Origin of the sequence: Brevibacillus borstelensis (genome assembly GCF_036700025.1) — a bacterium.
In the GTDB taxonomy this organism is placed as follows: domain Bacteria; phylum Bacillota; class Bacilli; order Brevibacillales; family Brevibacillaceae; genus Brevibacillus; species Brevibacillus borstelensis.
In genome coordinates, this window is sequence record NZ_CP144922.1 from 1,946,831 (window position 1) to 1,972,500 (window position 25,670).

Below are 25,670 nucleotides of genomic sequence, written 5' to 3' on the forward strand. Positions count from 1 at the left end.
CTTCGCCTTTCAGTGGCGAAGCTTTTTTTGCGCGGTGCCCATATTCTCAATGCGTACAAGCGGAAAAGAGCGGTTTGCACACAAAAAAAAGAACGTCGACTGTTGGATCGACGCCCATCTAGAAAGATAAAGGGAGTAGAGGTGTGAGAATCGGAATCCTACTGCTAGGGGGAGTAGAAATCCATTCACTCTTCTTCGAAAAAGAGTACCCACAAGCTAGTTTCCCCGTATAGAAAAAGCCTAAACCTCTTCGAGAAAAAATTGTAGAAATTTTATCCGCGTTTCTCCAGCGCAGCTTGGGCACTATGCGTACCAGCGACATATCCCGAGGAAAAAGCGATGGTAATGTTGTATCCGCCCGTATGAGCATGGACGTCCATCACCTCTCCCGCGAAGAAGAGTCCCGGCATCAGCTTGGATTGCATCGTCCGTGGATCGATTTCCTTGACGCTGACGCCTCCACCGGTAATAAACGCTTCCTGCAAAGAAAGCGTGCCGGTGATCGTCAACGGAAACGCTTTGATCAACTGGGCGAACTCTCTCCACTGCTGTTTGCGCATGTGGCTCAGCGTCGTTTCTTCGGAAATACCCGCCATGGACAAAAGAATCGGGATCAGTCTGTCCGGCAGATAGCCTTTGCAGACGTTTTTCACAGCCTTTTTGGGCTGCTCCTCCAACAAGCGCCAGCTCTCTTCGGCAACTTCGTCAAGATGCTTGTGAGGCATCAGGTCAATCGTCAGAGGGAGCGGGACCTGGCCGTGTTTCTTCTGGGTGACGGAGACATAGTGTCCCAGACGCAGGGCAGCAGGGCCGGAAATGCCAAAATGGGTAAAAATCATGTCGCCTTCCTGCGTACTGACCTTCTTTTTCTTTTTCGGATCATACAAAGTCAATTCCACTTCGCGAAGCGACAAGCCCTGCGGCGATTTGTCCCGGATAAAGGAATCGGCAGCAATCAGCGGCACTTCGGTAGGATACAGGTCGGTAATGGTGTGACCGGCATCCCGCGCCCATTCGTAGCCATCTCCAGTAGAACCTGTCTGCGGAACGGAGCATCCGCCTACCGCGATTACCACACAGGGTGCTTTCAGATGCTCGCCGCTTTTCAATAGCACGCCGTCCGTATGGCCGTTCTCGTACAGCACTTTCTCCACGGGACTGTTTAAGCGAAGCTCGACACCCTGGTTTTTGATCCGCTCGATCAGAGCGTTCGCCACCGTCACAGCTTTATCGGTGACGGGAAACATGCGCCCGCGGTCCTCTTCTTTTAAGGCAACGCCCAGCTCTTCAAAGTACCGGATAATGTCCTGATTGTTAAATTGAGAGAGTGCGCTGAACAGAAAGCGTCCGTTTCCGGGCATTTGCTTGATCAGCTCGTCCAGCTCCTTGGCATTCGTAACATTGCAGCGGCCGCCTCCGGAAATGATTAATTTGCGTCCGAGCTTGTTGCCCTTCTCCACCAGACAGACACGGGCCCCCTGGGAAGAAGCGGCAATGGAAGTCATCAGTCCGGCGGGACCGCCGCCAATGACGATGACATCGTAGTGACTAGCTTTCATCAGTTCTCGTCCTTTTTTCTTAGGGTATGATTGTACGTCTATTGTAGCACAGGAAAAGGAGCGAGCCTATTTTGCCCCGGCAAGCCTCTCACCTTGCAGCACGTCTTCAAGGGAACGCTTTTCCAGAATGTAAGAGGCGGTCGACTGCTGCCGGCAAATCCCGGTTACGATGTACCCTTTGGAAAAGTAGTGAGTGAACAGCTCGCGCGTGGCTTCCCGCCAGGCAGCGGCTGCTCCCATATCCGCCTGTTTGACGGCCTGAAAGTGCGCAGGAACAGGAAGCGACAAGCGCTCCTCCGATTGATCCAGATGTATTCCTGCTGGCTGCACGACACCGTTTTTCTCCTGATAGAAAAGGACGGCCGGAAGCCCGCTGGCGTCAGGTCGAACGCTTTTGCCGGCGTGGTGCTGCATGACGCGGTCGCTTGCGATATGCCAATCCAGCAAAAAACGGTCGGTCGGCAGACCCCGGTTCATATCATCTGCCAGTTCTCCGTAGCAGTTTGGAATATAGCGATGAACCACGCCGCCCAACTTGACCAGATTCAGGTAGGCATTGACCGTCTCAAGCGGGTCGTAGGTCCAGGTAATCCTTCGGTAGCCCTCCGCCAGTGCTTCGCTGCGCTGCATCCATTTCATCTGCACCCCCAGGCCTTGCTTCCGGTATTCAGGCAAAAAGCCGAGCATATGCGAGCAGAGATGCAGCTCCTGATCCGTGTAGCCGGGAAAGCTGTAGAGAAAGCCGATCATGCGGTCGCCGTCGAAGGCGCCAAGAAACAATCCGCCGAATTTGGCCAGTGTCAAGGTCATATGGCTAGGAACGACAGATGATTCGCTCCAGACTGCACTCTCCAGTTCCTCCAGCTTTTCCAGATCCGTTTTCTCTGCCAATTTTCGAAAGGTAATATTCATCGGCGTGCCTTCCTTTCCATTCCGTATCCATAGCATGCGACAGTTAACCATTCGCTCCGGGAATTCGGGATTCCTGCACATCGGGTGTTGCAGTACGGGATGGCAGGTTGCATCCCGGCAGTCCCTGATCAATAATAAAAGGGATGTACGAGAGAAGGGGGTACTGGTATGGAAAACCAGTTTCAATGGAACCTATGGAAGCGACTGACGGAAGCACCGGGCGTATCCGGCTTTGAAGGGCCTGTGCGCGCGATTATGCGGGAATACATAGGAGCATACACGGATGAGATTGTTCATGATCGTCTGGGAAGCATGTTTGGAGTCATGCGCGGCAACGAAAATGGACCGAAAATTATGGTCGCCGGACATATGGATGAGGTCGGGTTTATGGTCACCCGCATTTCGGAAAAAGGATTTCTGTCGTTCCAGACCGTTGGCGGCTGGTGGGGACAGGTTCTGCTTGCTCAGCGGGTACAGGTGATTACGCCGCAGGGAGCGATCGAAGGGGTCATCAGCTCGATCCCGCCGCATGTACTGAGCGACGACCAGCGCAATCGCCCGATGGATGTCCGCAACATGTACATTGACATCGGGGCCGATTCCCGCGAGGAGGCGGAAAAAGCGGGAGTTCGTCCGGGGCAGCAGATCGTTCCGGTATGCCCGCTCACCCAGATGGCCAACCCGCGACGGATCATGGCAAAGGCGTGGGACAATCGCTACGGCTGCAGCCTCGCTGTCGAGCTGGCCAAAGAGCTTCACGAGCATCGCGATCATCCCAATGTAGTCTATGTCGGAGCGACCGTGCAAGAGGAAGTCGCGGGTACACGGGGGGCCAAGACCGCGGCCGGCATGATTGACCCGGACCTGTTCCTGGCAGTGGACGCCAGTCCGGCGGGCGACATTCCCGGAGTAAGAGAAGGCGGAGGAAAACTAGGCGGCGGCGTTCTGATGCGGCTGTATGATCCGATGTACATCATGTCGCCCAACCTGCGCGATTTCCTCATCTCTGTCTGTGAAGAAGAAAACATCCCTTACCAGATCTACATCGCCAAAGGGGGCACCGATGCGGGCGTCGTCCAATATCATGGCACAGGGGTACCGTCTGCGGTGATCGGCATTCCGTCCCGCTACATTCACAGTCATGCGGCAATCATCGACCGGGATGACTATGAGGCAGCGAGGAAGCTTCTCTTTGCCGCTGTAAAGAGGCTTGATAAAGCGACATATGAAAGCATCCTGCCGCGATAGGGAAGGAGGAACAGGACGATGCAGGCCATAACCCTTTATGTAAAACAGCAGGGTGAACAGACCTCGTACGAGTACAACATTTACGATAACAAGTTTTCGCCGAGCAATCTGGCTGTGCGGAAAGTGTTGATGGCCATGCTGGAAAGCGTCCGTCAACGCCTGACCCATCTGGAAATCGAGTACAATGATCAGATGCTCGCTGACAATTGGGGGGCAAAGCGTTCTGCGGAGTGGCTGGTTTTTTTGGGGGCGACGCGAGACAGCATACGCGAAAACCGGAGCGGCGATGTGATTGTCAGCAGACAATTTCGGGCTCCGATGACGGCTGAGCGGTATGATTTCTTTTATACGCTGACCGATATTTCCACGTTTCCGCATTATCGGCTGCAGGAGAACGAGACAGACCGGATTGTGTTCTACTTCTCCCGCTATCTGCAGCTCATCGCGCCGCAGGAGGAAGCCGAAGCTTTTCTCGCAAAGTTGGAGGAGCTTCATCTTCCTTATAAATTAGTTCGTTTGGATTAAAAATTCCCGATTGCCAGCCCGGCGTCGAAAAACAACAGCCATTTAGCCGTTTCCTTTGGCCAAATGGCTTTCTTTATGCTCAAAGCAGCAAAAGAGTATGGATTTCGCACATCCATTCAACTGCTGACGCGATGGATATAGGGCATTCCGTTTTTATCATGAATCCGGTCAATCATTTCAGTGACTCGCGAGATGTGGTGAGCATGGAAGAAGGTTTCTTCTGTCATGCACCGAAAAAAGGCAGCCACTACTTCCGGGCAAAATTGTGTACCGGCATTGCGAATAATCTCGTCGCAAGCTTTGGAATAGGAGAGCCCTTTTCGGTATGCGCGGGAGGATGTCATGGCATCAAACGAGTCTGCGACTGCGGCCACCCTTGCCAGCAGCGGAATTTCCTCGCCCGCGAGCTGATCAGGATACCCTTTTCCATCGTAGCGCTCATGATGATGGCGTGTTATGCATAAAATGGCGTCAATTTCAGCGGAGTTTTGCCTGCCTGCATCGGCGTACAGCCTTTTCAACAAAGCCTCGCCGCGTATCGGATGAGATCTGATAATTTCATACTCTTCATCTGTCAGGCGGCCCGGTTTTAGCAGTATGCTGTCCTCAATGCCGATTTTGCCAATATCGTGAAGAAGTCCGCCTGTGTACATCGTATCCAACGTTTTTTCATCCAGGTTCATGCTTTGGCCGATGACCCGCATGTAAAAAGCGACTCGCTGGGAGTGGCCCGATGTATACGAATCCCTTTCCTCCAAGGCGACGGCCAATGTTTTCAAAATGCCTTGATTGGTCTCCGCGAGCTGTTGGCCGCGCAGAGTGGAGCTGAGCAGCGCCTTGTCCTTCCGCTTCGTGTTATAAAAAAGAAATGCGGTGATCAGATAGCTGCCAAGAACCAATAAAACCAGTAAAGATTTCAACAAGGAAAGCTGATGGTAGAAGTCCGACTCGGCTGTGGTCAGGCTTACATGCCAGTCCCACTCGGGAAAATACCGTGCTACGGCGATTTTCGTGTCGCGCGTCTCGGTAGTCGGGTCCAATGACGGGTATGTAATAACGGTTTTTCCTTTATGCAGCACTTCACGAACAAGTGTCCGCCCATCGGCATCGGACAATTGAAACATGTTTTGCCCTTCCAGATGCGGGTGCACGAGCAAGTTGCCTTGCGAATTAAAGACGATAAAGGCATCTCCCGAACTCAAGGTCAGCTCCACATCGTTGGTATTGCGGGTTCCGTCCGGGAGCCTGGTTCCGGCCAACAATTTCTTGGCACTCTCTTGAGCCTCTGTGCGAGTTATCGAGTTGTCTTTGACCCGTTTGTCAAACAAGCTCAGTATCTGGAAGACGGAGTTCAACTGTCGGTCCATCGCCTGTACTTCGTTCTGGTAGTAGAGAAGCTTTGTCTGGGAGTAACCGAAGAACACGATTACGGAAAAGATGATAGGAAGCAACATAAGGAACAATGGATAAAGGCGCGTTATGGTCGTTTGCGTCGTTTTCGAAGGCAAGGCGCTACGTCCTTTCCGCAATTTGGTATTCTTCCTCCTCATAATAGGCGAAATCGCTTTAACCTTCAATAAATTCACGAATAATGTCGAAAAAAATAGAGGAAGGGATGGTGATCGCCATCCCTTTCAAGTCATGTAGAAGGGCGGTTTGGTCCCTCCCGTTTTTTATTCCCGTACCCCGGCTGATCATTTTGCACGGAACGAGGCTGTCTGTTGTCTTCGCTTCGTACCTCTTGGTTATTGGAGAAGCGCTTTTTCGATTCGTCCATCATGACCTCCTAGAAAATCCACTGCTGGCGGTTAGACGCCCGCCAGCGTGCAAACTGTTGATCCTGGATGTTGTCCTCAGCCTGTATGAGCAGAGAAGACAGGGGGATGCGCTGAAGCAGTTGCACCTTTTCCTCCTGAATGGGGGGACCATCTTGTTGTGTCCGTTCATCCATCTTTATTTGACACGCTCCTTTTTAGGCATAAAACGGGACTGGATCGGCCCTGCGGCCTCGCTTCCCTGCTTGTGACGCGGCATGGCGTAGAGAGCGAACAATCCCATAACGACAGCGAGAATGATTGTCGTAATGGCGTACACCACCCACGGATAGGGGCTCTTGACCCCGCCCAATCGCTCTACGAGTGTGCCGCCAACAGTTGTGCCGATGGCGGTGCCGATACCCGATACAAAGTTGGCAATCCCGAAATACGCCCCCAGCCATTCCTCTTTGGCAAAGTGACCGACGAGGCTGTCCTGCACAGGCATCAGAAGCATTTCCCCGATGATGAACAGGACGGCAGCAGCGCTCAGCGTGGCAAAGCGGTCCGCGAACCCGATGCCGAACAAACCGGCGCCTATCATCAGGATTCCCGCAACGAGCGATAAATACGGATTGATTTTCAGAAGCACAAAACGGGAAATCAGCCCCTGAAGCAGCACCACACTTACGGAATTGATCGTCCAGATCAGCCCGATCAAATGAGCGGAATGCAGCACGTACTCGCCGCGCAATGGCAGCACCAGCGTGAACTGGGCATAAAAGGCCCAGATCAATAGAGAGAGTCCGGAAAAGAGCAAAAAGCTCCGATGCCGGAAAATATGCCGGTACTCCGATAAGGGCGTGCGTTTGCAATCAGGTCCGACGCAGCGGTCGTTCGGCAGGGTAAACAGGATGCCGGCAGCAAGCAGCAAAAAAACAATCGAGGCCAAGACAAACGGATACAGATCCTTGGTGGTCATCCAGGTGATCGTCAGGCCCGCGATGATAATGCCGAGGTGAGCGAAAATCCCTCTCCAGGAAAAAGCTGCGGTCCGCTGGGTGTTGTCTACGGTGTCAGCGAGCAATGCTTTGATTGTCGGTGCCAGAAATCCAACTCCCAGTCCGTTCACACCTGAGAAAAACAGCAAGGCGGCGTAGCTGTCGCTGTAGTGGTAGCCGAGCATCGCAACAGCCTGGAGCAGTGCTCCCGCCAGCATGATCGAGCGCCGGCCGAGACGGTCGGACAGAGGACCTCCCAAAAGGCTGCCCGCCTGATACGCGATACTGCCGACACCGAGAATGATGCCGACCTGTCCGAGAGAGAGGGCACGGGCTTTTTTTAGGAAAATGGGAAAGATCGGCACGATCAGAAAGGAGGCCAGGTGCATGAAAAAAACCAGGACGAGCAGCAGTGCAAATATTTTGTTCCGCCATAGCTTTCCTGCCGCAACGGTCATAGAGCCGCCTCCTCTTTCGTTTCGGCAATCTTCCCCTAGTATGCATGTTCCCGTAGCCAGTCTATGCACCCGAAAATAGGCGAGAGCGGAATTGAAGGGATAACAGGCTTTCGTCCAATCCAACGGGTGCCTCTCGACATATACCTATACTGTAAAAAAACTGTGGGCATACATGGTGCAAGGTTGCGTCAACAAGGAGGGACAAACGTGAGAGGCTTTTTTGCAAATCACGAAGGGTTTGAAGTAGTGATTTGGATTCTGGTGATCATCTTTCTCCTCTCCATTTTCTTCGACGAAGGGATCGATTAAAGGTGAGTGCATACCGTCCGATTCGCCGGTTAAACCGCTATTACAAAAGAAATGACGGGTTTCGATCCTGGGTTAAGGCTAATGAACAGTGGTTTCGGGAAAATCCGGAAGTATTCCAGCAGGTTCTGCACAATCCCAATATGGTCAATCTGTTCATGGATCTGATGATGATGAACTCCGCGCAAATTCAAAAGAGACTTCGGCGAATGAGGGGACGAGGGAGAAGAGGCTGAGGGCTGCATACAAAAACGGCGTGTCGCTGGCGGCATGCCGTTTTTGCGTGTGTGAGAGCCGTTTGGCTGGGAGCCATATAGCTAGGGACATATAGCCTTTCATATTTGTCCAGCCTCCGGCGTAGGGATAGACTAACGCTGTCAAGCCGGAGGGATGGAGATGGGGCAGGTCATTTTAACCTTTTTTGTGGCGTACGGCATTGTGGTCGGCGGTTCCCTGTGCGGTGGATTGGGCGCTTTTTTAAATGAAAAGCCGCCGCTCTGGTCCATTCATGATTTGGCTGACCAATTGAAAATATGGGGCCTTGTAGGTGCCTTGGGCGGAACGTTTGACTCCTTTTTGCAGATCGAAAAAATCCTCGCGGGCAATTTTTCGCCTGTGTTCAAACAGCTTGTCATGATCGTTGTCGCCTTCCTCGGGGCACATATGGGGACGATTTCGATTCAATGGCTGGTCCAGGTGCGTTCATGAAGGTTATGTTGTGGAAGCGTTACGTAGCTCTCCTGCTCATAGGCGCCATTCTCGGCGGGTCGGGAATGCTGTTTATTTACGGCAGGGAAATGGAGCAGATGATGCTTGTCAAGCGCAGTCTGGAACTGCTGAACGAAAAGCTGATGGAGGAAAATCAGAGCTTGAAGCAGTCGGAAAAAGTGGCCCGGAGAAAACAAGAGGTGGTCATCGATGAGATTCGGGTCACCGTCCTGGATTCAAAGCTGCATGAAACGATTCAACTGCAAATGACAAGGCAGTTGGAAAAAGACTTGGCTTCCCTGAAAGGAAAAAAAGTCGAGCAGGTGGCAGAAGTCCAGGAGATGCTCCATGAAATGCTGCGGAGAAGAGAGTACATCATCGAAGGAACGATGGTCGAGGTGCGCGTCAAAACGGTGGCGATCAGCCGGATTCTCCACTTGTTCGTGACTGCTGAAGTAAAACGCGAGGATATATGAAGATCGGGAAATCTATTTTCGGCAGCGAAACTTTTATTGCGACCCGCCGTATAAAAGGTACAGAAGCTTCTCACTGCATGAAAAAGCAAGGCAATCGATGCGTTGGTAAGGGGAGAATGAGTCCATGTCAATGTTTAAAAAGCTGTTGGCAAGCGTAGGTATCGGGGCTGCCCAAGTAGATGCCCGCCTGGAGAACGATTCGTTGATCCCGGGAGAATGGGTAAGAGGTGAGGTCCACATCACAGGTGGCGATGTTGCACAGGATGTGGACGAAATTTATATGTACGTCGTCACGCATTATGAGCGCGAGGCAAATGATCGCAAGGTAAAGGAAGAATGCACGCTCGGCAAGTACCGTCTTTCTGAACGGTTCGTGCTGAACCCGAAGGAAAAGAAGGTCATTCCGTTTTCCTTCCAGCTTCCGTACGAGACTCCGCTTACGATGGGACGGCAGCCTGTGTACCTGCGTACCGGACTGGACATTAAAAATGCCATCGATCCGGGAGATTCAGACTTCATCGAGGTTCGGCCGCATCCGCTGATGGAAAAAGTGCTGGACGCGATTCAGTCTCTCGGCTTTCAATTATTCAAAGTGGATTGCGAATACAATCGTCATCTCGGGCGCTCTTACCCATTTGTGCAGGAGTTTGAGTTCCGTCCGACAGGCCCCTACCGCAGCCGACTGGAGGAGCTGGAGGCCGTCTTTTATTTGAAGGAGGGAGAACTGGAGGTTCTTCTGGAAATGGACAAACGAGCTCGCGGTTTTCTGGGAGCCTTTCAGGAAGCCTTCAATCTGGACGAACGCTACGCCCGTTTCCGGCTGACCCAGGCTGATTTGCATCGACCGGTCTCGGCGATTGCCGAAGGGATCGAAGAAATCATCCGTCGGAATATTCACTAGCAAAAGGCCAAGCCACGCTCTGAAAAAACCAATACGCATTTGACAAAAACACGCGGGAGTGTGAACGGCACCCCATTTGTTAGGCACAGCTAACATTTGGAGGTGCAGTTCAATTCCCGCGTTTTTATAACGATATGGGAGCTCGCCCACGGTCTGCCCAATCAATCATCCATGAAGAAGCGAACGGTTTGCAATCTTTGCTAACAATCTTCCGAACATCCGACAATCGAGAGCAGAATAAACAGCACCAGAATAAGACCGATACCGTTAAACCCGCCGCTCTTGAACAGACTACTCATGCAAGCATCCTCCTTTGTTTGAATGCGTTCCCTGCTATCGTATTTACGGGCGGGCCTTTCGGTGTTAGGGCGACTACCCATTTTGGGCGACAGGCCGCAGACTGGATCATTCTCAAGAACAATTGATATTCTATTCGAAATATTATTGACAATGTTGAATCCCTTGACGTATGATTCGAAGTAATTGCATAGAGCGGATGACGATTGTGGGAGAGACCGGACCGAAGCGCCCGGCACCGAAGGAGCAAGTCCCAAAAATCCTTGGGAAAGAATCTCTCAGGTACAAGGTACCACAATTGGACGCACCTCTGGAGAGAGCGAACAGCCACCCAAGGGGAAGACTCCCGTGTCAGGAGTTAAACTCTCAGGTAAAAGGACAGAGGAGAGGTAGATTACGTGCTATCTATCTTTCCCTTGTCCTTTTTTGCGTTCGGGAAAGATGGGAGCCAAGGGAGGAATATCGATGAGCTTGCAGGATCACGACAAGGAAATTTTTGAAGCGATCGAAGCGGAACGCCAGCGCCAGCTCGGGACGCTGGAGTTGATCGCATCGGAAAACTTTGTGAGTCAGGACGTTTTGGACGCCATGGGATCGGTTCTGACCAACAAGTATGCGGAAGGCTATCCCGGAAAGCGGTATTACGGCGGCTGCGAGCACGTGGATGTAGTCGAACGCTTGGCGATCGAGCGAGTATCGAAGCTGTTTGGAGCAGCCTATGCCAATGTCCAGCCTCACTCCGGCGCACAGGCGAACACGGCCGTGTTCTTTTCGCTGCTGCAGCCGGGAGATACCTTCATGGGAATGAATCTGTCGCACGGTGGCCATCTGACGCATGGAAGTCCGGTCAGCCTCTCGGGAAAGTGGTTTAATGTCGTGGCATACGGGGTCCGCGAAGAGGATCACCTGATCGATTATGACGAAGTGGAAGCGATTGCCCGCCGGGAAAAGCCGAAGATCATCATCGCAGGCGGCAGCGCCTATTCGCGGACGCTTGATTTCGCCCGCTTTCGCGAGATCGCCGAGCAGGCAGGAGCAAAGCTGATGGTAGACATGGCTCATATCGCCGGCTTGGTGGCGGCGGGCGTGCATCCTTCGCCCGTTCCCCATGCTGACGTCGTGACAAGTACCACGCATAAGACGCTGAGAGGACCGCGTGGCGGCATTGTGTTAACGAATGACGAGGAGATCGCAAAGGGCGTAAACAAAGCGATATTCCCAGGTATTCAGGGCGGGCCGCTGATGCATATCATAGCGGCAAAGGCAGTCTCTTTTAAAGAAGCGCTGCAGCCCGAGTTCAAGAGCTACGCGGAGCAAGTGGTGAAAAACGCAAAGGTTCTCGCCGAGACCTTGCTCGAAGAAGGAGCGAGACTGGTTTCGGGGGGCACGGACAATCACCTGCTGCTTCTCGACGTTCGCGTCTTCGGACTGACAGGAAAGGAAGCGGAGCGGCTGTTGGAAGAAGCGGGCATCACTGTCAACAAAAACACGATTCCGTTTGATCCGGAAAGCCCGTTTGTCACCAGCGGGATTCGCATCGGCACTGCCGCTGCCACCACAAGGGGCATGAAAGAAGCGGAAATGAAGACCATCGGACGATCGATTGCTGCTGTTCTGAAAGGAAAAGGAGATCCGTCCGTTCGAGATACGATCAGTCAGTTATGTGCTGCCTATCCGCTTTACAGTCGCGCTTCAGTTTTGCGCTGACGGAGGCTGGCGATGATTTACAAATTGAGCAACCCGGCGGAAGTAAGCGAATTGCTTTCTGCAGAACAGTACATGGCGTTTGTTTCAGAAGAGTAGGAAGCGGCTCCTGCGGGAATGGTGGAACGGACAGGTCCTTTATGGCATAAACCATAAGGGGCCTGTTCTTTTATTGTCTATTTTTTGATTTGCATGTATAAGCCGGGATTTTTCTGACAATACTGCGACTATACATAACCGCAAGGAGGAAAAAATGGAATGAATTTACTGGAGAAAACTAGAAGGATTAACGTCATGCTGCAAAAGACGATGGGAGGAAGCGGGGTAGGGTATCATGATCTGGCTCGGCTGCTGGCTGATGTGATTGGCGCGAACGTCTACATCGTGACGGCAGACGGGACGATTCTCGGAAACGGGGTTCGGGAGGATTTTGGCATCGGACAGGGGCAGGACGGCCGGTCAGGCGCAATGCTGCCATACGGCTACAATCAAAAGCTTTTGGAAGTCAATCAGTCTCTGGCCAATGAGGGGGTACAAAGCCCGTACAGCATGGTACCAGAGGAGCTGTTGCCGCTCTTCCCGCAAATGATGACGACCATCGTTCCGATCAACGCAGGCGGAAGCCGTTTGGGTACCCTCGTATTGCTGCGGGCTTACGGCACTTTTGAAACAGAGGATCTGATCCTGGCCGAAATCGGGGCAACCGTAATCGGCATGAAAATTGTCCGTCAGCGCACGGAACAAATTGAAAATGAAGTTCGCGACAAGACCTTTGCCAAAATCGCGCTTTCCTCCCTTTCCTACAGTGAGCAAATCGCCATCGAAAAAATCATGGAACAGCTCGATGCCAAAGAAGGCCTGCTCGTCGCAAGCCAGTTGGCCGATCAGGCCGGACTGACCCGTTCCGTCATCGTCAACGCGCTCAGAAAGCTTGCCAGTGCAGGTGTGCTGGAATCCCGTTCTCTCGGGATGAAAGGGACCTACATCAAAGTATTGAACGACAAATTCCCGTCCGAATTGGCGAAGTGGAAGACGTCCTAAAGCGAAAATGCCCAATCCAATGCGGATCGGGCGTTTTTCTTTTTGCAGGTGATGGAAAGAGGCAGGAGGGGAGCGTGTGTGCCGGGCGCGCAGAACGCTCTGAACGCCCCGAACGCTTTGAACGCTCTGAACGCTCCAAAGGCTCCAAACGCCCCAAACGCCCCGAACGCGCCTGCCTCCCTTGCCCCGGTCAAACAGACAGCGTGGTTTGCGGTTTTTCTTGCTCCTGCTGCTTTTTGGCACCTTGCTGAGCCCATAGCGGATGCTGCTCCGCCTCCCTAAAGTGGCGAAACAGGATCAGACTCATCCCGAGCAAGCCGACAGCAATTCCGCCGACGAGAAGCAGCGTACCGGCTTCCAACATCTTTGTTTCAAGCAGGAATGAGCAAAGGGCATAGCTGACCGGACCGAGTCCGATGGACATCGTTGTCAGCAAAGACATGACTCTGCCCAACATGTGGGCGGGGACGATGGTCTGAATGTAGGTGATCAAAGGGATGTTGGTCATCGCCATCGTTATTCCCACAAGCAGCATCATCGACAGACCGAACGGCAGAACATGCATAAAGGAAACGGCAAGGATGCCTGCCCCCATCAGACCGAGGAAGAACGGAAGCAGCAGAAAGCGTCCGCGAAAGCCATTGCAGGCGCCGGTAATGACTCCGCCAATGATCGTGCCGACTCCGAGAGAAGTGCTCAGAGAGCTGTAAGCATTGCTGTCCCAGCCCAATTGCTTGACGAGGAGCGGCAGCCCCATGTTGACAGGACCTGAGAACATCATGTTTACGACCAGCGAGGTTCCGAAGATGATCATCAGCACCGGGATGGTTTTGGCAAAGAGGATTCCTTCAAAAATCTGCCGGAAAAAGGAGGGTTCTTTTGTTTGGCGTGAGGTGTCAATTTCCTCTGCCGGCTCCAGACGAAGGGTAGAAATGATCAGTGTACCGATGAAAAAGGCGGCTGCCATGACAAGAAAGGTCGCGGGATAGCTGGTCAACCGCATCAAGAGCGCTGCCGTGAGCGGACCGCCGACAAGGCTGATCTGCTGTGCGATTTCCATAAGGCTGTTGGCGGGAGCAAGCTGCTCGCGGGAGACGACAAAAGGCAGGACGCTGCTTCTCGCAGGCCAGAAGAAAGCGTCGACGGTACCGAACAGGAAGGCTGTGAGATACGCGGCATAAGGCAGCCAATGACCGGTTTCCTGCAGCAGCAGCAAGCCGAAGGCGCCCAGGACAACTCCGCGGGCCAGGATGGAGCCAAACATGATCCACTTTCGGTTGTACTTGTCAGCCGCGACGCCCCCCACCAGCATAAAGAGCAGGCGCGGGATGGACATGCACATCAGTGTCGTCCCGAGAACCGCTTCTGATCCGGTCTTGTCGACGATAAACCAGGACAAGGCGATAAAAAAAGCGCCGTCAGCCAACGCTGAGATCAGATTGCCGATCCAGAGGCGGAGAAACTGGCTGTTGCGCCAGAGAACCGGATTAGGTGACGGAGTTGCCGTCATCGTCATTGGCGTCAGCCCTCCTGCTAATTTTTCCGACTGTCGTATCGTTGATAAATTCATAGCCGTCCGGCAGCGACTCGTCTTCCGCTACGTAAACGCGTTCATTCGTCATAAAGCCGACGTGGACGAAATAAAATACTTCATTCGTATCTTCGATTTCCCCCGCGGCAATCCGGCGCAGGTGTCTTTCCTCAATATCGCCCAATTCCTTCAGGAGCTCGCGGTATTTGTCCAGCCATGCGTTGATTTCATCCCGCGGGCCTTTTATCTCGCCATTGCAGCCAAAAAGCGGCGGCCGTTTGGATTCCTCGGCAAAGTACAGGAAGCTCTCTTCCGGAGCATTGTACAGACGGGTTATGCTGCTGCGAAGATGGTTCAGCATCGTTTCCTGCATCAGCACGGTATCGTCTTTGAGGGACGGCAAGAGGGCGTCGCTTACTTTGAAGTCGTATGCTTTGGAGCGATAAAACTTTTGCACGATCCCGTTTTTTTCTTCCGTTCGAACGACTTCGATGAAGCCGTGATGCTCCAGCTCTTTCAGATGATAGTGCACCTTGGAGGGAGAGAGGGAAAGCTGGGTAGCCAGTTGCTTGCCGGTCTGTTCTTCCCGGACCAGCAGGTTGATGATCTCCATCCGAAGGGCGTCGCTGATTGCTTTCAGTTGCTCCGGGTTTTCGATGACCATGTAACGTTTCAAACGTAATCCACCTTTCAATGTGAAGTGAACGTATGTTATTTTTCAAACGTTCAAATTTTATTGAACGTATTGTAACAACAGAATGACTGGTAGCGCAAGAGGATTCTGCTTTTTTTCACAAATAGTGTTACAATACGGAAAAAAACGGTGAAAGGACAAGAGTAGAGCATGTCATCGATTCTTAAACACCCCGTCTTTCGCCGTCTATACGCGGCACACATCATTCACATCGTCGGAAATGAATTCACCTTTATCGCGGTTGTGGGTCTGCTGCAGGATCTCAGCGGCTCTGGCCTGTCGTTTGCGGCCGGTACGGTTTTTCGGATGCTGCCCTATGTAATCACGAGCTTGTTTTCAGGGGCACTGCTGGAAAACTGGGACAAGCGAAGAGTGATGATCATCGTGAATTTTTTGCGGGGGGTCCTGGTCAGCCTCTTTTTCTGGATCACGACACCCGCGTACCTATGGGCCGTTTTTTTGCTGTTAATTCTGGTCAACGTCTGCAGCGCCTTTTTTCAACCGGCCATGCAGGTAGCCATCGTCCAGTCGGTAAAGCAGGAGGACAGACTGCAAGCCAATTCGCTGTTGCAAGGAACGACGTCCTTTCTGATTATTGTCTGTCAGGGAGTAGCTGCGTTTTTGGTCTATTATTTTTCCTACCGATTTAATTTTCTCCTCGACGCCGCCTGTTATTTCGTCTCGCTGTTGATCCTGTTAAAGCTGCCGTCTCTCAGCGGCACGGAGATGAAAACGAGCATCGGCTTTTTCACGAGACTGCGGGAAGGAATTGACTATATCCGCACGGTTCCGAAAATCAAGTCTGTGCTGCTGTATCAAATGGCGGAACGAATGCTCGGCGCGTATTACATCATGCTGATGTTCCATATCTTGCAGGAGCGCAAAGAAGGCTTGTACGTCTTCGGTCTGCTTGATATACCGCTGGGACTGGGGGGAGTATTGGCCGGTGTTGTCGTGAGCAGGTGGGCAGACCGGGCCGGAGAAAAGGGAGTCAATACTGCGCTTGGCTGGGCCTTGGTAGCCATGAGCCTTTCCGTCTACGGGATGTTCCATTCAGGGCCTATCCTGGTGCTTGCGGTGGCCACCCTGTTTTGCGCTTTTGCTTCCTTCAGCTCTTCGATCATGGCGGTGACTCGTCTGCAGCGCTTGACGGATGCGGAATTTCTGGCCAGGGTCTTTTCGATCAGGGAGATGCTCACGATGGGGAGCTTTGCGGTGGGATGTCTGATCGTAGGCTACGGCGCGGAAAAAGCAGGGAGCTCGCTCGTTTCCACAGGTTTGGCCATTTTTGGAGTGATCGCCGGGCTGATTTGGCTTCTGGCAGCGCGGAGCCTTAAAGAACAGAAAAAAGAAGCAGTATAGCAGTTGCACATTCTCCTATCAGGAACACCTTTTTTGCATGATCGGCGCAAAAGAGGTGTTTTTTGTTCTCAATTAATCAATTTATATATTTTAATAAACATACTAGTTGAAAATGTATGTATTATAAATTAAAATGGTTGAAAAAGTGGAAAAAAGAGGAGATGCATGTGAAGGAACTTTGGAATCATTCCGGTTTTCGCTGGTACTGGACGGGATTGTTTTTGTCCTCGCTGGGAAATTCGTTTGGCTGGATGGCCCTCTCCTGGTTTGTGATGAAAAAGACGGGCTCGCCTGTGGCGATGGGGGGCGTCGTTCTTGCGTTCATGCTTTCATCGGTCGCGGCAGGTCTCGTCGTCGGGGTGCTGCTGGATCGCTTTAACCGGCGCAGACTCATTATTTGGGACAACATTTTGCGCGGCTTGATTTACATAGCGCTTGTCCTGGTGCTTCAGTCGGATTCGCTGCCGCTGTGGACAGTTTATGCCTTGATTATCATGGCGGGGCTGCTCTCGCCGCTCAGCAGCTCGGGAGCACAGGCGCTTCTGCCCCGACTGGTTCCGGACAAAAATCTGTTGGTAAGAGCAAACGGCTTGATGGAAAGCCAGTGGCAGATGACCGGTTTGTTCGGACCGGCCCTGGCAGGAATGTTGATCGCCTTGATCGGAGAGAGCATGGTCCTTTTGGTAGATGCATGTGCCATGTTCCTATGCGCGTTTTGTTTTTACCGCATTTCTGCTGAGTCGCTGGATGATGCTTCTCAGCAAAGCGCTGCGGGCAAGCCGGGGGAATTTTTTCGCTCGCTTGCAGCCGATATTTTGACCGGGTACCGCTTTCTTTTTAAACGGTCACAGCTCGTTTGGCTCATTCTGTTTACGTTTTTCTTCAACATGGCGTACGGCCCTGTCGAGGTTGCCCTGCCGCTTTATGCCGATCAGCTTCTGAAGGGAGGATCGCTTTCGCTCGGTCTGCTGTGGTCGGCGCTGGCAGGAGGAGCGCTGCTCGGTTCCGTCCTGTTCTCAGCGGTCACCTGGAGGATCTCTACCGGCGTCACGCTCTCCTCGATCATTGTCCTGTGGGGAATCACCACGCTACCGCTGGCTTTCTTTTCGCGAACAGATGTGGCCATTATCGCCATGGGGTTGGCAGGGCTGAGCTTTACCCCCTACAACATCATGTATCGCAGCTATTTGCAAAAAAACATTCCTTCTGAAATGCTGGGTCGTGTCTTGACGAGTGTGAGGACCATTACCGGAACGGGGATGCCGGCGGGGGCCGGCATCTCCGGTGTGCTGATTCCGCTGCTCGGATTGCAGGGGCTTCTCGGAGCTGCGTCTGCTGCTTGTATCGTAATTGGACTTTTCGCCTTCCCGCTTCTGCGAGGGCTTGATTCTTCCGGGCTACTTGCGGTTCAGGAGGGGAGCGGCCAAACGCTTCAGCCCGCTCGGCAGGAGGAGATAAAAAAGGGAGAGCAGGTGTAGGCGGCGGGGCATGGCTGCTTCATCCCGCTTGCGTTTGACAGCGCGGAGAATAAGCTTCGCCGTTTCCTCCGGAGTGAGCAGATAACGGGCGACCTTTCCCCGATAAGCGCCTGACTGATCGGCCCGATTTAAAAATGGAGTGTCGATTGGGCCGGGCAGGACGCTGGTGACGAATATACCGGTGTCAGCCAGCTCGTGGCGAAGCCCTTCGCTAAACCGATTGACGGCTGCCTTGCTGCCGGCGTAAACAGCCGCTTTGGCTGTTGCGACTTGTCCCGCCAATGAGCCGATATTGACGATGTGTCCGGAGTTTGCCGCCAGCATCAGAGGCAAGAGGGCGTGGGTCATGTAAAGCAGGCCCGATATATTGGTGTCTACAATCTGTTTGATTTGCTGCAGGTCCATATCTGCAAAAGGTGCAAACAAGGCTGTGCCGGCATTGTTGTACAAAAGATCGCACGTTCCGTAGTTTTGTTTGATCCAGTCGGCGAGCTTGGCACAACCGTCGGCGTCGGTGACATCGAGCAAATAGCAGCGGAGGTTGTCCGGGTTCCCCAACTGTTCGCGCAGGGCTGTCAGTCCTGCCTCCGATCGCCCGGTGGCAATGACCTGATCGCCTTGTTCGAGATGCAGACGAGCCAGCGCCCCGCCCAGTCCTCCCGTAGCGCCGGTGATGACGACAACTTGCCGTTTATCCATGAATACTCACCCTTCGATGGTTCTTTTTAGCAAACAGGTCAATCTATATATGGAAAGTATAAGTGGTTGGCATGTGGTGAAGGATAGCCCCTAGGGGGTGAATATACATGCCAGTAGTAAAGTGCAGTGTAGCCAACTGTGAGTATTGGAGCGAGGGCAACAACTGTAATGCCGACATGATCATGGTGGAAATCGACGCGCACGCGGATGCGAACTTTAAAGAAGAGTTTGCAGGCGAGTACGGCCATGACAGCGAGCACAAGGACAAGGCAGATACTTCTTCCCAAACCTGTTGTCACACCTTCAAACCGAAAAAAACAGCAAAGAAGTAAATCCATCGTAGCAAGGAAAAAGACGTATCCCACGGCTGGTGATACGTCTTTTCCTATTCCTTTGCCTGTCGCCCTCGGGCAAGGGGGCGGCTCAGACGTCTACTTTCAGCTTAGCTATGATTGCGAGCCGAGGAGGCGTTTGATCGGCAGCGACTCCACCAAGGCATCGACCTGCTCCCAGGAATGAACGCGGTGGACAAGCTCAGGCAGAGTTCCCTGATTGTACGGGGTATCAAACAACAGGATAGGAATCTCCAGCGCTTCGGACAACTGGAGAGCATTTTCCAAACGGTCCTCAAGGAACAAGTCCACGTTCCATCTTTGGGCAGCGGCAAGCTTGTCGTGAGAACCGATCAAATCCAGCTCATGAAAAGGAATTCGGTACCGGGAGAACCAATTGAGCGTGACTTCCCGGTGGCGCGCCTCCCGGGCACTGATGTAGATCAGGCGATGGCGGTTGAACCAGCTACGCAAGATCAGATCAGCCGTTCCATGCACAGGGGCTTCATCGTACAAACGTTCACCATGCTTGTCCAGCCAGTCGACAAACGCTTCATCACTAATGCCGTAGACCTCGGCCAGGTTGTAGACAAAACAGTCTTCGTACCGCAAATGTTTGCCAAAGCTCTCGTTCATCATAGGCACGATACTGCTAGGTTCCGTGACCGTTCCATCAATATCAATGCCAATTGTTAGGGTTCTCTCTGGTTTCATCCTCTCGCCTCCAGTTTAAATTGTACACCCAAGGCAGAGAATAAGGCTACTTCCTTCACCACAATCCTTGTAAAAAGGGGCTGAGCTTAACATGGCGTACGACGAAAACGAGCGTATGAATGCTGAGCGGAAGGAAGCAGACAACGGGCCCGCCGAAATGGTGGATCAGCGGGACACGGAGTTTGCTGTGGACAGCTGGATGGGTGCTGTGTTTAACCCTGACAGCAACAATGCCAAGCGGAACATCGATTACGACCCGCTGACACGCACCGAGCGGTACAATGGGGAACAGCAGAATGCCAACCTCGATGGCGACCTGACCCAAGCGAGGGAGGAAACTGAACACCCCCACTATACAGTCGAGCGTTCGGCAAAGGATTACCAGACTGAAACGGCGGCCGAAATTGCGGAGCCGATCCGTGGAACCCGCCGATCTGCCGAAACCAAGGCAGACCCTGAAAACGGCGCGAGCGGACTTGGAATGACGGGGCTTGGGCTATCCATCCTGTCACTCTTTTTGCTTCCGTACCTGATCGCGCCAGTCGGCTTTGTCCTGGGTTACCTTGCTTATCGCCGAGATGCCCGTACTCTCGGGACGTGGGCGATGATTATCGGGGTTGTAGCTGTTCTTGGCGCTTTGATCGTGTACCCCTATTACGTCGCCCGGTAGTCCTGTTTGACCGCCTCTCCCTTGGGAGGGGTGTTTCTTTTTTACAGGGGTGCAATGTACGCTCCCAGTATGAACGGAATTATTTATAGAAGGATGATAAAAATGGAGTCAGAGCCGCGAGTACGGCGTCACGAAAAACCTCGGCTCTTTGAATGCGGCCTTCGGTAAGCAAACCGTAAGCGCCCCCACGGTGGTTGCTTCCGGCAGTGCCGCTCCACTCGTCGATCACCGCAGACAGTTCGATTCCTTCCCGTTTTATACGATCCACGGCTGCACTTGGGATGGGAAAAGCAAGGCCCTTTCCGATCGAAAGCTGTTCTCCGTTCCAGGCGGCACATACGGAGATCAAATACCATTGGTTGGTATGGACACTGTCAAACGTAAGGCCTCCTTCTAATCCCAATCCGACAAATCCTTCACCTGCTTCGAGCCGGGCCGCTTTTGCCCGATTGATGGCGCCTTTGATCGTTTCTTCCTCGGATAGAGGCTGTCCGGATATGCCGGATGAAACGGATAGGCACACCGGTTCAGAGCCGGTAGCCATCCGAACCGCCTTTACCTTCGCTTCGTTTTTCGTGCCCAAAGCGTATTTCAGTGCGGAAAAATCCATTTGAACTACCCTCCACATGTATCGGTTACGGGTAGTATACCATGTCCCACGAAAGGATGTTCTGTGATAACATGAGGGGAGAAGAACGACGAAACGAGAGAGGAACCTGCGATGAAATTTACCAAGATGCATGGGCTGGGAAATGACTACGTCTATGTCAATTGTTTTGAGGAGCCCCTCCAGCAAGTCGATTTGCCGGAATTGGCCCGGAGGGTAAGTGATCGAAATTTCGGCATCGGCGGGGACGGATTGATTTTGATTATGCCTTCCGATGTGGCGGACTTTCGCATGAGAGTGTTCAACAATGATGGCAGTGAAGCCAAAAACTGCGGCAACGGGTTGCGCTGTGTCAGCAAATACGTCGTAGACCACGGTTTGACCAACAAGGAGTCGTTTACCGTGGAGACACTGGGGGGCATCGTCACTCCGCGTGTCCGGCTTGGTGCAAACGGCAGGGTGGAGCTGGTCACGATTGATATGGGAGAGCCGCGCTTTGCCCGTTCCGCGATTCCGATGACGGGGAATCCGGATGAACAGGTGGTGGAGTATCCGCTCACGGTAGAGGGACGGACGTTTCCCATGACTGCCGTTTCGATGGGCAATCCCCATGCCATCCTGTTTGTAGAAGAGCTCAAGGAAGAGGATGTAACCGCATATGGGCCGCATATTGAGCGGCATGAGTGGTTTCCGGAGCGGACCAATGTCGAGTTTATTCAGGTACTGAATCGGCAGGAGCTGTTGTTTCGCGTGTGGGAACGCGGTTCCGGCGTGACGCTTGCATGCGGGACCGGGGCATGTGCCGCTGCTGTTGCCGCGAGTCTCAGCGGAAAAACAGACCGGACGGTAACCGTTCACTTGGCTGGCGGAGATTTGCTGATCGAGTGGCGGGAGAGCGATAATCGCGTCTATATGACCGGCCCTGCTACGGAAGTGTATCAAGGTGTGTATGGAGAACCGCTTCCGATGGTGGGAAGCGCAGAATAATTTGCGAATGACATGATACATGCCAAGTAAAGAATCCCGCCTTCAGCGAAAAGCCGAGGGCGGGATTTTGAATGGAAGAACCTGTTGGTACGTACGACTTTTCTGCTGGAACGATGCTGGGACGACTTGTCAGTTCCGCATCAAAGTCCTACCTGCTCCGACCCGCCGCTACTTTTACCGCTGCCTGATGATCCGGGTCGACCTGATTGTCTTTATGGCGAAGGCTGTTTGGGAAGTGGATGTCAAAATGACCGTCGAAATCATTGTCCGCTATGTATTCGATGCTATGCGGCATAGAAGTCATGGAGGCGGCCAGCTTCCTTCCCTTTACTTCGACGAGTACCGGACGGACGCTCCAGGAATAGGTCCCGCCCCATACCTCTTTGATGATCGCCGCGTCTTTTGCCGTCAGCGGCTCGGTATCCGAGTGGAATGCGCCGATGGTCCGCTTCACCTGAAAGCTTTTGCCGGTGTAAAAATCGGTTACTGTGGCGACAGCATTGATCGGAAACAGGTATTGTGCGGCTTCAAACCAGTCCAGATATTCGCCGTAGGATGCGCTCGGAGCAGAAGTGACCGGGATATGGTGAACGGGGATTTTTACGACTTGCCCGACTTGCAGGAAATCGTTTTCCGACAGATTGTTCACCCGCAAAAACTCGTCCCGGGGAATCCCGTACGCAATCGAGACCGTCCACGGCGTATCCCCTTTGACAACCGTGTAGGAAGTCGTGGTTACCCAAGGCTTGTCCTCGGCGGCAGGCGACTCTGCACCAGGTGTCTTATCGGCGGGTGTGGCCGATGTACTCTCGCTGCCCGCCGAAGAGGGGGGCGTATCAGTATGTTTCTGTGGAATGACCAGCTTTTGCCCAATCCACAACTCGGTCGTCTTCAACTGATTGGCATCCACGATGGCTTGAATGGATACTTGAAAACGATCAGCAATCTTCCACAGCATGTCCCCCTTTACGACCGTGTAGACAGAACCGGTTTGGGGAGCAGATGGATTCCCGGATACAGGGATCAAAAGCCTTTGTCCGACGAGAAGGTCTGTGCTTTGCAGTTTGTTGGCCTCGACAATAGCGGAAATGGTTGTACCGAATTTTCCGGCAATTTTCCACAGGACATCGCCGGATTGAACCGTGTATACCGGGGAAACTGGCGGTATGTAAAGAGATTGGCCCACGAAGAGCATGTCCGACTGTAGTTGATTGACCTGTTTGACCCGGGCAACGGTAACACCGTACCTTGCTGCGATATTCCCCAAGGTATCCCCGGCTTTGACTGTGATCGTCTGAGCGGAAGCGCTGGCGGCAGGAAGAAGTGAGAGCGCCAGGAGCGAGCTGATGGTCATGCGTTTCCAAGCTGTGCTGAACATGGTGTCTTTCCTCCTTGATGTTGAGCTCTTGTTGTGAAAATAGTGTAACAACAGTGTATATGGAGGAAACAGCTTCTTGCATTGGATAAATGCTTCCCCGATTGGCAAACGTACCCAGATCGTGAAAACAAAAAATGCGTGAAAGTCGGCACAGACAGTGCGTCCTTTCACGCTAACGGAAATCAACGATACGGATTGTCACCCGTTGTACACCTCGTTTAGATAGGCTGTTTCTGCTTTGTCGATCTTCGCATGGTTCATTTTTGTCAGCTCCGCTTGAAGTCTTTTCAATTCGGCTTCCATTTTGCGGATTTTCTCTTGCATTGCTTGTGCAGTCATGATGATTTCTCTCCTCTTCGTTGTCTTTTATCTAAATTTACTGACTATTTTAACGAAGGGGCAGCCGCCTGTAAAGAGCACTTTGGGAATGTAAGCGCTTGTAACTGTGACGGTTTCTTGACGATTAAAAAATAATTGATCGTAACAGGCAGGCCGTCCATCTTGCCATAAGTCATGAATGCTTTCCCTAACAGCCTCTCGCTAGCTTCCGAAAACAGGTACTGACCGCCCCCAAAACTGGGGAAAGTAAAGAAGTAGCGAGCTTCTCTCTATGTGGAAAGAAACAAGTCGTGTTATGATGAAAGGTAGACTTTGGGCAATCGCCAAACAGGAAGGTGTGGACTGGTGATTTATTTTGATAACAGCGCCACGACCCGACCGCATCCTCAAGTGATTGAGGTGGTCAAACGAGCGATGGAAACTTACTTTGGTAATCCCTCTTCGCTGCATCAAAAAGGGTTGGAGGCAGAAAACGTGCTGAAGCAGGCCCGTCTGGTAGCCGCTCAGTACCTCGGTTGCAAACCGTCGGAGATCCTGTTCACTTCTGGTGGAACGGAAAGCAACAACGCCGCAATCAAAGGAGTGGCGTTTCAATATCAGGGCAGGGGCAAGCATATTGTGACGACTAGCATCGAGCATCCTGCAGTGTACGATGTATGCAAGCAGCTTGAGAGCTTCGGTTTTTCCGTCACTTTCCTGCCTGTCGATCGCGATGGACGGGTGTCCGTCGAAGACGTCAAAAAAGCAGTTCGAGACGATACGATACTCGTGTCTGTCATGCATGTAAACAATGAGCTCGGGACGATTCAGCCAATCGCCGAAATTGGAGAATGGCTCAAACAATTCCCGAAAACCTTGTTTCATGTAGACGCTGTGCAAAGCTTTGGAAAGCTTCCGCTCCGTGTCAAAGAGTGGGGCATTGACCTTGCGAGCATTTCGGCTCACAAATTTCATGGTCCCCGTGGGACAGGGATTCTCTTTAAACGCGAGGGTCTGATCATCCAGCCGCTGCTGATGGGCGGGGGACAAGAGGGCGGTTTCCGGTCGGGAACCGAAAATCTTCCGGCGGTTGCCGGCATGGCCAAAGCGATCCGCATGTTGGCGGAGGAAGGAAAGCGCGATGCTGATCGATTGAGCGAGTTAACGCGATATTTGCGGGAAGGCCTTTCAAGCATATCTGGCTGCGTGATCAACACTCCCGCAGAGGGAAGTGCCCCGCATATCGTCAATGTCTCGTTTCCCGGAATGAAGGCAGAGGTTGTACTCCATGCCCTGGAGGAACGCGGTTTTCTCGTCTCTACGAAATCAGCCTGTTCGTCCAAAGCAGATGAACCGAGCAGGGTGCTGACAGCGACCGGAATGGACAGAGAGCAGGCTTTATCAGCGATCCGGATAAGCCTGGGAAGAGAGAATACGGCGGAAGAAGTCGAAAAGTTCATTGCTGCCGTGAGGGAAGTCGGCAGCATGCGCTCATATATGAAAGAAAAAGTGTAACGATGCAAAGGAGCGGACAATGAATTACGATGTTATTTTAATTCGATACGGCGAATTGGCCCTGAAAGGCAAAAATCGCGATTTGTTTGAAGAGGCGCTGGTGCGCAGCGTGAAAAGTGTATTGCGTTCCTTTTACAAGATTAAGGTTCGCCGCAATTACGGCCGTATGTATGTGGAGCTTCACGGAGAAGACTCCCAGGCTGTCATGGAACGCCTGAAGCGGGTATTTGGAATCTCTTCCTTCAGTCCGACGGTTCAGGTAGAGCCGGATGAAGAGCTGATTAAGGAAAAGTCGCTGGAGATGATCCGGCAAATCCAGCCGGAGCCAAGGACCTTTCGCGTGGAAACGCGGCGTGCCGACAAGCGGTTTCCGAAAACTTCGATGGAGGTCAGCCGGATGGTGGGCACGCATATCTTGCGCAATCTCCCTGCCATTAAAGTAGACGTTCATCAACCGGAGGCAGTCGTCAATATCGAAATCCGGGCTGAGGGGAC

General features: G+C 52.7%; 28 protein-coding genes and 1 riboswitch (1 of these 29 cut by a window edge). Of the genes, 15 read left to right on the forward strand and 13 right to left on the reverse strand.

The genetic code is table 11. The features are described from left to right. Positions 1 to 272: 272 nt before the first annotated feature. Positions 273 to 1,559, reverse strand: coding sequence for an NAD(P)/FAD-dependent oxidoreductase (locus tag V5G20_RS08855; RefSeq protein WP_338463350.1), 1,287 nt, complete (start codon positions 1,557 to 1,559; stop codon positions 273 to 275). Positions 1,560 to 1,625: 66 nt separating this feature from the next. Then, positions 1,626 to 2,471, reverse strand: a complete 846-nt coding sequence (locus V5G20_RS08860) for a GNAT family N-acetyltransferase (RefSeq protein WP_003389196.1) — start codon at positions 2,469 to 2,471, stop codon at positions 1,626 to 1,628. A gap of 168 nt (positions 2,472 to 2,639) precedes the next feature. On the opposite strand from V5G20_RS08860, the gene V5G20_RS08865 reads away from it, so the two are divergent. Both V5G20_RS08865 and V5G20_RS08870 read left to right on the forward strand, forming a co-directional pair. Continuing rightward, positions 2,640 to 3,719 carry a M42 family metallopeptidase gene (locus V5G20_RS08865; RefSeq protein ID WP_003389197.1) on the forward strand — a complete coding sequence of 360 codons (1,080 nt, stop codon included), beginning with the start codon at positions 2,640 to 2,642 and terminating at the stop codon, positions 3,717 to 3,719. An 18-nt stretch (positions 3,720 to 3,737) separates the two neighbouring features. Continuing rightward, positions 3,738 to 4,244: a hypothetical protein gene (locus V5G20_RS08870; RefSeq protein ID WP_003389198.1), complete on the forward strand. Its 507-nt coding sequence runs from the start codon at positions 3,738 to 3,740 to the stop codon at positions 4,242 to 4,244. A gap of 116 nt (positions 4,245 to 4,360) precedes the next feature. On the opposite strand, the gene V5G20_RS08875 is transcribed toward V5G20_RS08870, so the two are convergent. The 3 genes from V5G20_RS08875 to V5G20_RS08885 all read right to left on the reverse strand — a co-directional run bounded on the left by V5G20_RS08875 (position 4,361) and on the right by V5G20_RS08885 (position 7,457). After that, positions 4,361 to 5,773, reverse strand: a complete 1,413-nt coding sequence (locus tag V5G20_RS08875) for an HD domain-containing phosphohydrolase (protein ID WP_003389199.1) — start codon at positions 5,771 to 5,773, stop codon at positions 4,361 to 4,363. A gap of 110 nt (positions 5,774 to 5,883) precedes the next feature. Next, positions 5,884 to 6,021 carry a hypothetical protein gene (locus tag V5G20_RS08880; RefSeq protein WP_338463351.1) on the reverse strand — a complete coding sequence of 46 codons (138 nt, stop codon included), beginning with the start codon at positions 6,019 to 6,021 and terminating at the stop codon, positions 5,884 to 5,886. Between the two features lie 176 nt (positions 6,022 to 6,197). Beyond that, entirely contained in the window at positions 6,198 to 7,457 is a 1,260-nt protein-coding gene (locus V5G20_RS08885) for an MFS transporter (RefSeq protein WP_003389201.1), read from the reverse strand. A 311-nt stretch (positions 7,458 to 7,768) separates the two neighbouring features. Here V5G20_RS08885 and V5G20_RS08890 point away from each other — a divergent pair, with 311 nt between their 5' ends. The 4 genes from V5G20_RS08890 to V5G20_RS08905 all read left to right on the forward strand — a co-directional run bounded on the left by V5G20_RS08890 (position 7,769) and on the right by V5G20_RS08905 (position 9,848). Beyond that, the gene (locus tag V5G20_RS08890; protein ID WP_035979042.1) at positions 7,769 to 7,999 is read left to right on the forward strand and encodes a hypothetical protein; all 231 of its coding nucleotides are present in this window, start codon (positions 7,769 to 7,771) and stop codon (positions 7,997 to 7,999) included. A 160-nt stretch (positions 8,000 to 8,159) separates the two neighbouring features. Continuing rightward, positions 8,160 to 8,471 (forward strand): YtrH family sporulation protein, encoded by a 312-nt coding sequence (locus V5G20_RS08895; protein WP_003389202.1) that lies wholly within the window; start codon positions 8,160 to 8,162, stop codon positions 8,469 to 8,471. Continuing rightward, on the forward strand, positions 8,468 to 8,947 hold the full coding sequence (locus V5G20_RS08900; protein ID WP_031933106.1) for a hypothetical protein: 480 nt from the start codon (positions 8,468 to 8,470) through the stop codon (positions 8,945 to 8,947). Before V5G20_RS08895 ends, V5G20_RS08900 begins: the two co-directional genes overlap by 4 nt. 124 nt (positions 8,948 to 9,071) lie before the next feature. Next, a complete protein-coding gene (locus V5G20_RS08905; RefSeq protein WP_003389205.1) occupies positions 9,072 to 9,848 on the forward strand; it encodes a sporulation protein in 777 nt (258 codons plus the stop codon). 200 nt (positions 9,849 to 10,048) lie between these two features. Here the strand turns inward: V5G20_RS08905 and yjcZ are convergent, their stop codons facing one another. Next, positions 10,049 to 10,147 (reverse strand): sporulation protein YjcZ, encoded by a 99-nt coding sequence (gene yjcZ / locus V5G20_RS08910; RefSeq protein ID WP_141334129.1) that lies wholly within the window; start codon positions 10,145 to 10,147, stop codon positions 10,049 to 10,051. A 197-nt stretch (positions 10,148 to 10,344) separates the two neighbouring features. Continuing rightward, positions 10,345 to 10,450: riboswitch (glycine riboswitch) on the forward strand. Positions 10,451 to 10,610: 160 nt separating this feature from the next. Here yjcZ and glyA point away from each other — a divergent pair. Both glyA and codY read left to right on the forward strand, forming a co-directional pair. Further along, complete coding sequence (glyA, locus tag V5G20_RS08915; protein WP_338463352.1) at positions 10,611 to 11,852, forward strand: serine hydroxymethyltransferase; 1,242 nt, start codon at positions 10,611 to 10,613, stop codon at positions 11,850 to 11,852. Between the two features lie 255 nt (positions 11,853 to 12,107). Then, positions 12,108 to 12,890, forward strand: coding sequence for a GTP-sensing pleiotropic transcriptional regulator CodY (gene codY / locus V5G20_RS08920; protein WP_031933103.1), 783 nt, complete (start codon positions 12,108 to 12,110; stop codon positions 12,888 to 12,890). Between the two features lie 190 nt (positions 12,891 to 13,080). Here codY and V5G20_RS08925 read toward each other — a convergent pair whose 3' ends face one another. Further along, positions 13,081 to 14,406: an MFS transporter gene (locus tag V5G20_RS08925; RefSeq protein WP_003389210.1), complete on the reverse strand. Its 1,326-nt coding sequence runs from the start codon at positions 14,404 to 14,406 to the stop codon at positions 13,081 to 13,083. Further along, positions 14,378 to 15,097, reverse strand: a complete 720-nt coding sequence (locus tag V5G20_RS08930; RefSeq protein WP_024982846.1) for an ArsR/SmtB family transcription factor — start codon at positions 15,095 to 15,097, stop codon at positions 14,378 to 14,380. The genes V5G20_RS08925 and V5G20_RS08930 overlap by 29 nt, the downstream gene beginning before the upstream one ends. 168 nt (positions 15,098 to 15,265) lie before the next feature. Here V5G20_RS08930 and V5G20_RS08935 point away from each other — a divergent pair, with 168 nt between their 5' ends. Further along, a complete protein-coding gene (locus tag V5G20_RS08935) occupies positions 15,266 to 16,477 on the forward strand; it encodes an MFS transporter (RefSeq protein WP_024982845.1) in 1,212 nt (403 codons plus the stop codon). Between the two features lie 161 nt (positions 16,478 to 16,638). Continuing rightward, entirely contained in the window at positions 16,639 to 17,955 is a 1,317-nt protein-coding gene (locus V5G20_RS08940; RefSeq protein ID WP_251237988.1) for an MFS transporter, read from the forward strand. On the opposite strand, the gene V5G20_RS08945 is transcribed toward V5G20_RS08940, so the two are convergent. After that, the gene (locus V5G20_RS08945) at positions 17,875 to 18,654 is read right to left on the reverse strand and encodes an SDR family NAD(P)-dependent oxidoreductase (protein ID WP_003389217.1); all 780 of its coding nucleotides are present in this window, start codon (positions 18,652 to 18,654) and stop codon (positions 17,875 to 17,877) included. The genes V5G20_RS08940 and V5G20_RS08945 overlap by 81 nt on opposite strands. Positions 18,655 to 18,761: 107 nt before the next feature. Between V5G20_RS08945 and V5G20_RS08950 the strand changes: the two genes are divergently transcribed. Next, complete coding sequence (locus V5G20_RS08950) at positions 18,762 to 18,986, forward strand: DUF1540 domain-containing protein (RefSeq protein WP_003389218.1); 225 nt, start codon at positions 18,762 to 18,764, stop codon at positions 18,984 to 18,986. Between the two features lie 114 nt (positions 18,987 to 19,100). Here V5G20_RS08950 and V5G20_RS08955 read toward each other — a convergent pair whose 3' ends face one another. Further along, a complete protein-coding gene (locus V5G20_RS08955; protein ID WP_031933099.1) occupies positions 19,101 to 19,700 on the reverse strand; it encodes a 5' nucleotidase, NT5C type in 600 nt (199 codons plus the stop codon). 91 nt (positions 19,701 to 19,791) lie between these two features. Between V5G20_RS08955 and V5G20_RS08960 the strand changes: the two genes are divergently transcribed. After that, positions 19,792 to 20,370 carry a DUF456 domain-containing protein gene (locus tag V5G20_RS08960; RefSeq protein WP_024982841.1) on the forward strand — a complete coding sequence of 193 codons (579 nt, stop codon included), beginning with the start codon at positions 19,792 to 19,794 and terminating at the stop codon, positions 20,368 to 20,370. Between the two features lie 79 nt (positions 20,371 to 20,449). Here the strand turns inward: V5G20_RS08960 and V5G20_RS08965 are convergent, their stop codons facing one another. Further along, on the reverse strand, positions 20,450 to 20,980 hold the full coding sequence (locus V5G20_RS08965; RefSeq protein ID WP_122957933.1) for a DUF84 family protein: 531 nt from the start codon (positions 20,978 to 20,980) through the stop codon (positions 20,450 to 20,452). A 111-nt stretch (positions 20,981 to 21,091) separates the two neighbouring features. Between V5G20_RS08965 and dapF the strand changes: the two genes are divergently transcribed. After that, on the forward strand, positions 21,092 to 21,964 hold the full coding sequence (dapF, locus tag V5G20_RS08970; protein ID WP_003389222.1) for a diaminopimelate epimerase: 873 nt from the start codon (positions 21,092 to 21,094) through the stop codon (positions 21,962 to 21,964). 148 nt (positions 21,965 to 22,112) lie between these two features. Here the strand turns inward: dapF and V5G20_RS08975 are convergent, their stop codons facing one another. Next, on the reverse strand, positions 22,113 to 23,342 hold the full coding sequence (locus V5G20_RS08975) for a LysM peptidoglycan-binding domain-containing protein (RefSeq protein WP_122957934.1): 1,230 nt from the start codon (positions 23,340 to 23,342) through the stop codon (positions 22,113 to 22,115). Between the two features lie 198 nt (positions 23,343 to 23,540). After that, positions 23,541 to 23,681 carry a hypothetical protein gene (locus V5G20_RS08980; RefSeq protein ID WP_003389224.1) on the reverse strand — a complete coding sequence of 47 codons (141 nt, stop codon included), beginning with the start codon at positions 23,679 to 23,681 and terminating at the stop codon, positions 23,541 to 23,543. A gap of 345 nt (positions 23,682 to 24,026) precedes the next feature. Between V5G20_RS08980 and V5G20_RS08985 the strand changes: the two genes are divergently transcribed. After that, positions 24,027 to 25,175: a cysteine desulfurase family protein gene (locus V5G20_RS08985; protein ID WP_003389225.1), complete on the forward strand. Its 1,149-nt coding sequence runs from the start codon at positions 24,027 to 24,029 to the stop codon at positions 25,173 to 25,175. Positions 25,176 to 25,194: 19 nt separating this feature from the next. Then, positions 25,195 to 25,670 carry the 5' end (the start) of a tRNA uracil 4-sulfurtransferase ThiI gene (gene thiI, locus V5G20_RS08990; protein ID WP_327925902.1) on the forward strand. Its footprint extends 724 nt past the window's final position, so the window shows 476 of its 1,200 coding nt (coding positions 1–476); its start codon is at positions 25,195 to 25,197; its stop codon lies beyond the right edge, outside the window.

Coding starts and splice junctions, on each gene's coding strand:
- V5G20_RS08885 (WP_003389201.1), bottom strand. CDS start 7,457: ATGACCGTTGCGGCAGGAAAGCTATGGCGGAACAAAATATTTGCACTG.
- V5G20_RS08980 (WP_003389224.1), bottom strand. CDS start 23,681: ATGACTGCACAAGCAATGCAAGAGAAAATCCGCAAAATGGAAGCCGAA.
- V5G20_RS08855 (WP_338463350.1), bottom strand. CDS start 1,559: ATGAAAGCTAGTCACTACGATGTCATCGTCATTGGCGGCGGTCCCGCC.
- V5G20_RS08935 (WP_024982845.1), top strand. CDS start 15,266: ATGTCATCGATTCTTAAACACCCCGTCTTTCGCCGTCTATACGCGGCA.
- V5G20_RS08960 (WP_024982841.1), top strand. CDS start 19,792: ATGGCGTACGACGAAAACGAGCGTATGAATGCTGAGCGGAAGGAAGCA.
- V5G20_RS08975 (WP_122957934.1), bottom strand. CDS start 23,342: ATGTTCAGCACAGCTTGGAAACGCATGACCATCAGCTCGCTCCTGGCG.
- glyA (WP_338463352.1), top strand. CDS start 10,611: ATGAGCTTGCAGGATCACGACAAGGAAATTTTTGAAGCGATCGAAGCG.
- V5G20_RS08860 (WP_003389196.1), bottom strand. CDS start 2,471: ATGAATATTACCTTTCGAAAATTGGCAGAGAAAACGGATCTGGAAAAG.
- V5G20_RS08925 (WP_003389210.1), bottom strand. CDS start 14,406: ATGACGATGACGGCAACTCCGTCACCTAATCCGGTTCTCTGGCGCAAC.
- V5G20_RS08895 (WP_003389202.1), top strand. CDS start 8,160: ATGGGGCAGGTCATTTTAACCTTTTTTGTGGCGTACGGCATTGTGGTC.
- V5G20_RS08905 (WP_003389205.1), top strand. CDS start 9,072: ATGTCAATGTTTAAAAAGCTGTTGGCAAGCGTAGGTATCGGGGCTGCC.
- V5G20_RS08945 (WP_003389217.1), bottom strand. CDS start 18,654: ATGGATAAACGGCAAGTTGTCGTCATCACCGGCGCTACGGGAGGACTG.
- V5G20_RS08950 (WP_003389218.1), top strand. CDS start 18,762: ATGCCAGTAGTAAAGTGCAGTGTAGCCAACTGTGAGTATTGGAGCGAG.
- V5G20_RS08880 (WP_338463351.1), bottom strand. CDS start 6,021: ATGGACGAATCGAAAAAGCGCTTCTCCAATAACCAAGAGGTACGAAGC.
- codY (WP_031933103.1), top strand. CDS start 12,108: ATGAATTTACTGGAGAAAACTAGAAGGATTAACGTCATGCTGCAAAAG.
- V5G20_RS08900 (WP_031933106.1), top strand. CDS start 8,468: ATGAAGGTTATGTTGTGGAAGCGTTACGTAGCTCTCCTGCTCATAGGC.
- yjcZ (WP_141334129.1), bottom strand. CDS start 10,147: ATGAGTAGTCTGTTCAAGAGCGGCGGGTTTAACGGTATCGGTCTTATT.
- V5G20_RS08865 (WP_003389197.1), top strand. CDS start 2,640: ATGGAAAACCAGTTTCAATGGAACCTATGGAAGCGACTGACGGAAGCA.
- V5G20_RS08940 (WP_251237988.1), top strand. CDS start 16,639: ATGCATGTGAAGGAACTTTGGAATCATTCCGGTTTTCGCTGGTACTGG.
- V5G20_RS08870 (WP_003389198.1), top strand. CDS start 3,738: ATGCAGGCCATAACCCTTTATGTAAAACAGCAGGGTGAACAGACCTCG.
- V5G20_RS08965 (WP_122957933.1), bottom strand. CDS start 20,980: ATGGATTTTTCCGCACTGAAATACGCTTTGGGCACGAAAAACGAAGCG.
- V5G20_RS08955 (WP_031933099.1), bottom strand. CDS start 19,700: ATGAAACCAGAGAGAACCCTAACAATTGGCATTGATATTGATGGAACG.
- dapF (WP_003389222.1), top strand. CDS start 21,092: ATGAAATTTACCAAGATGCATGGGCTGGGAAATGACTACGTCTATGTC.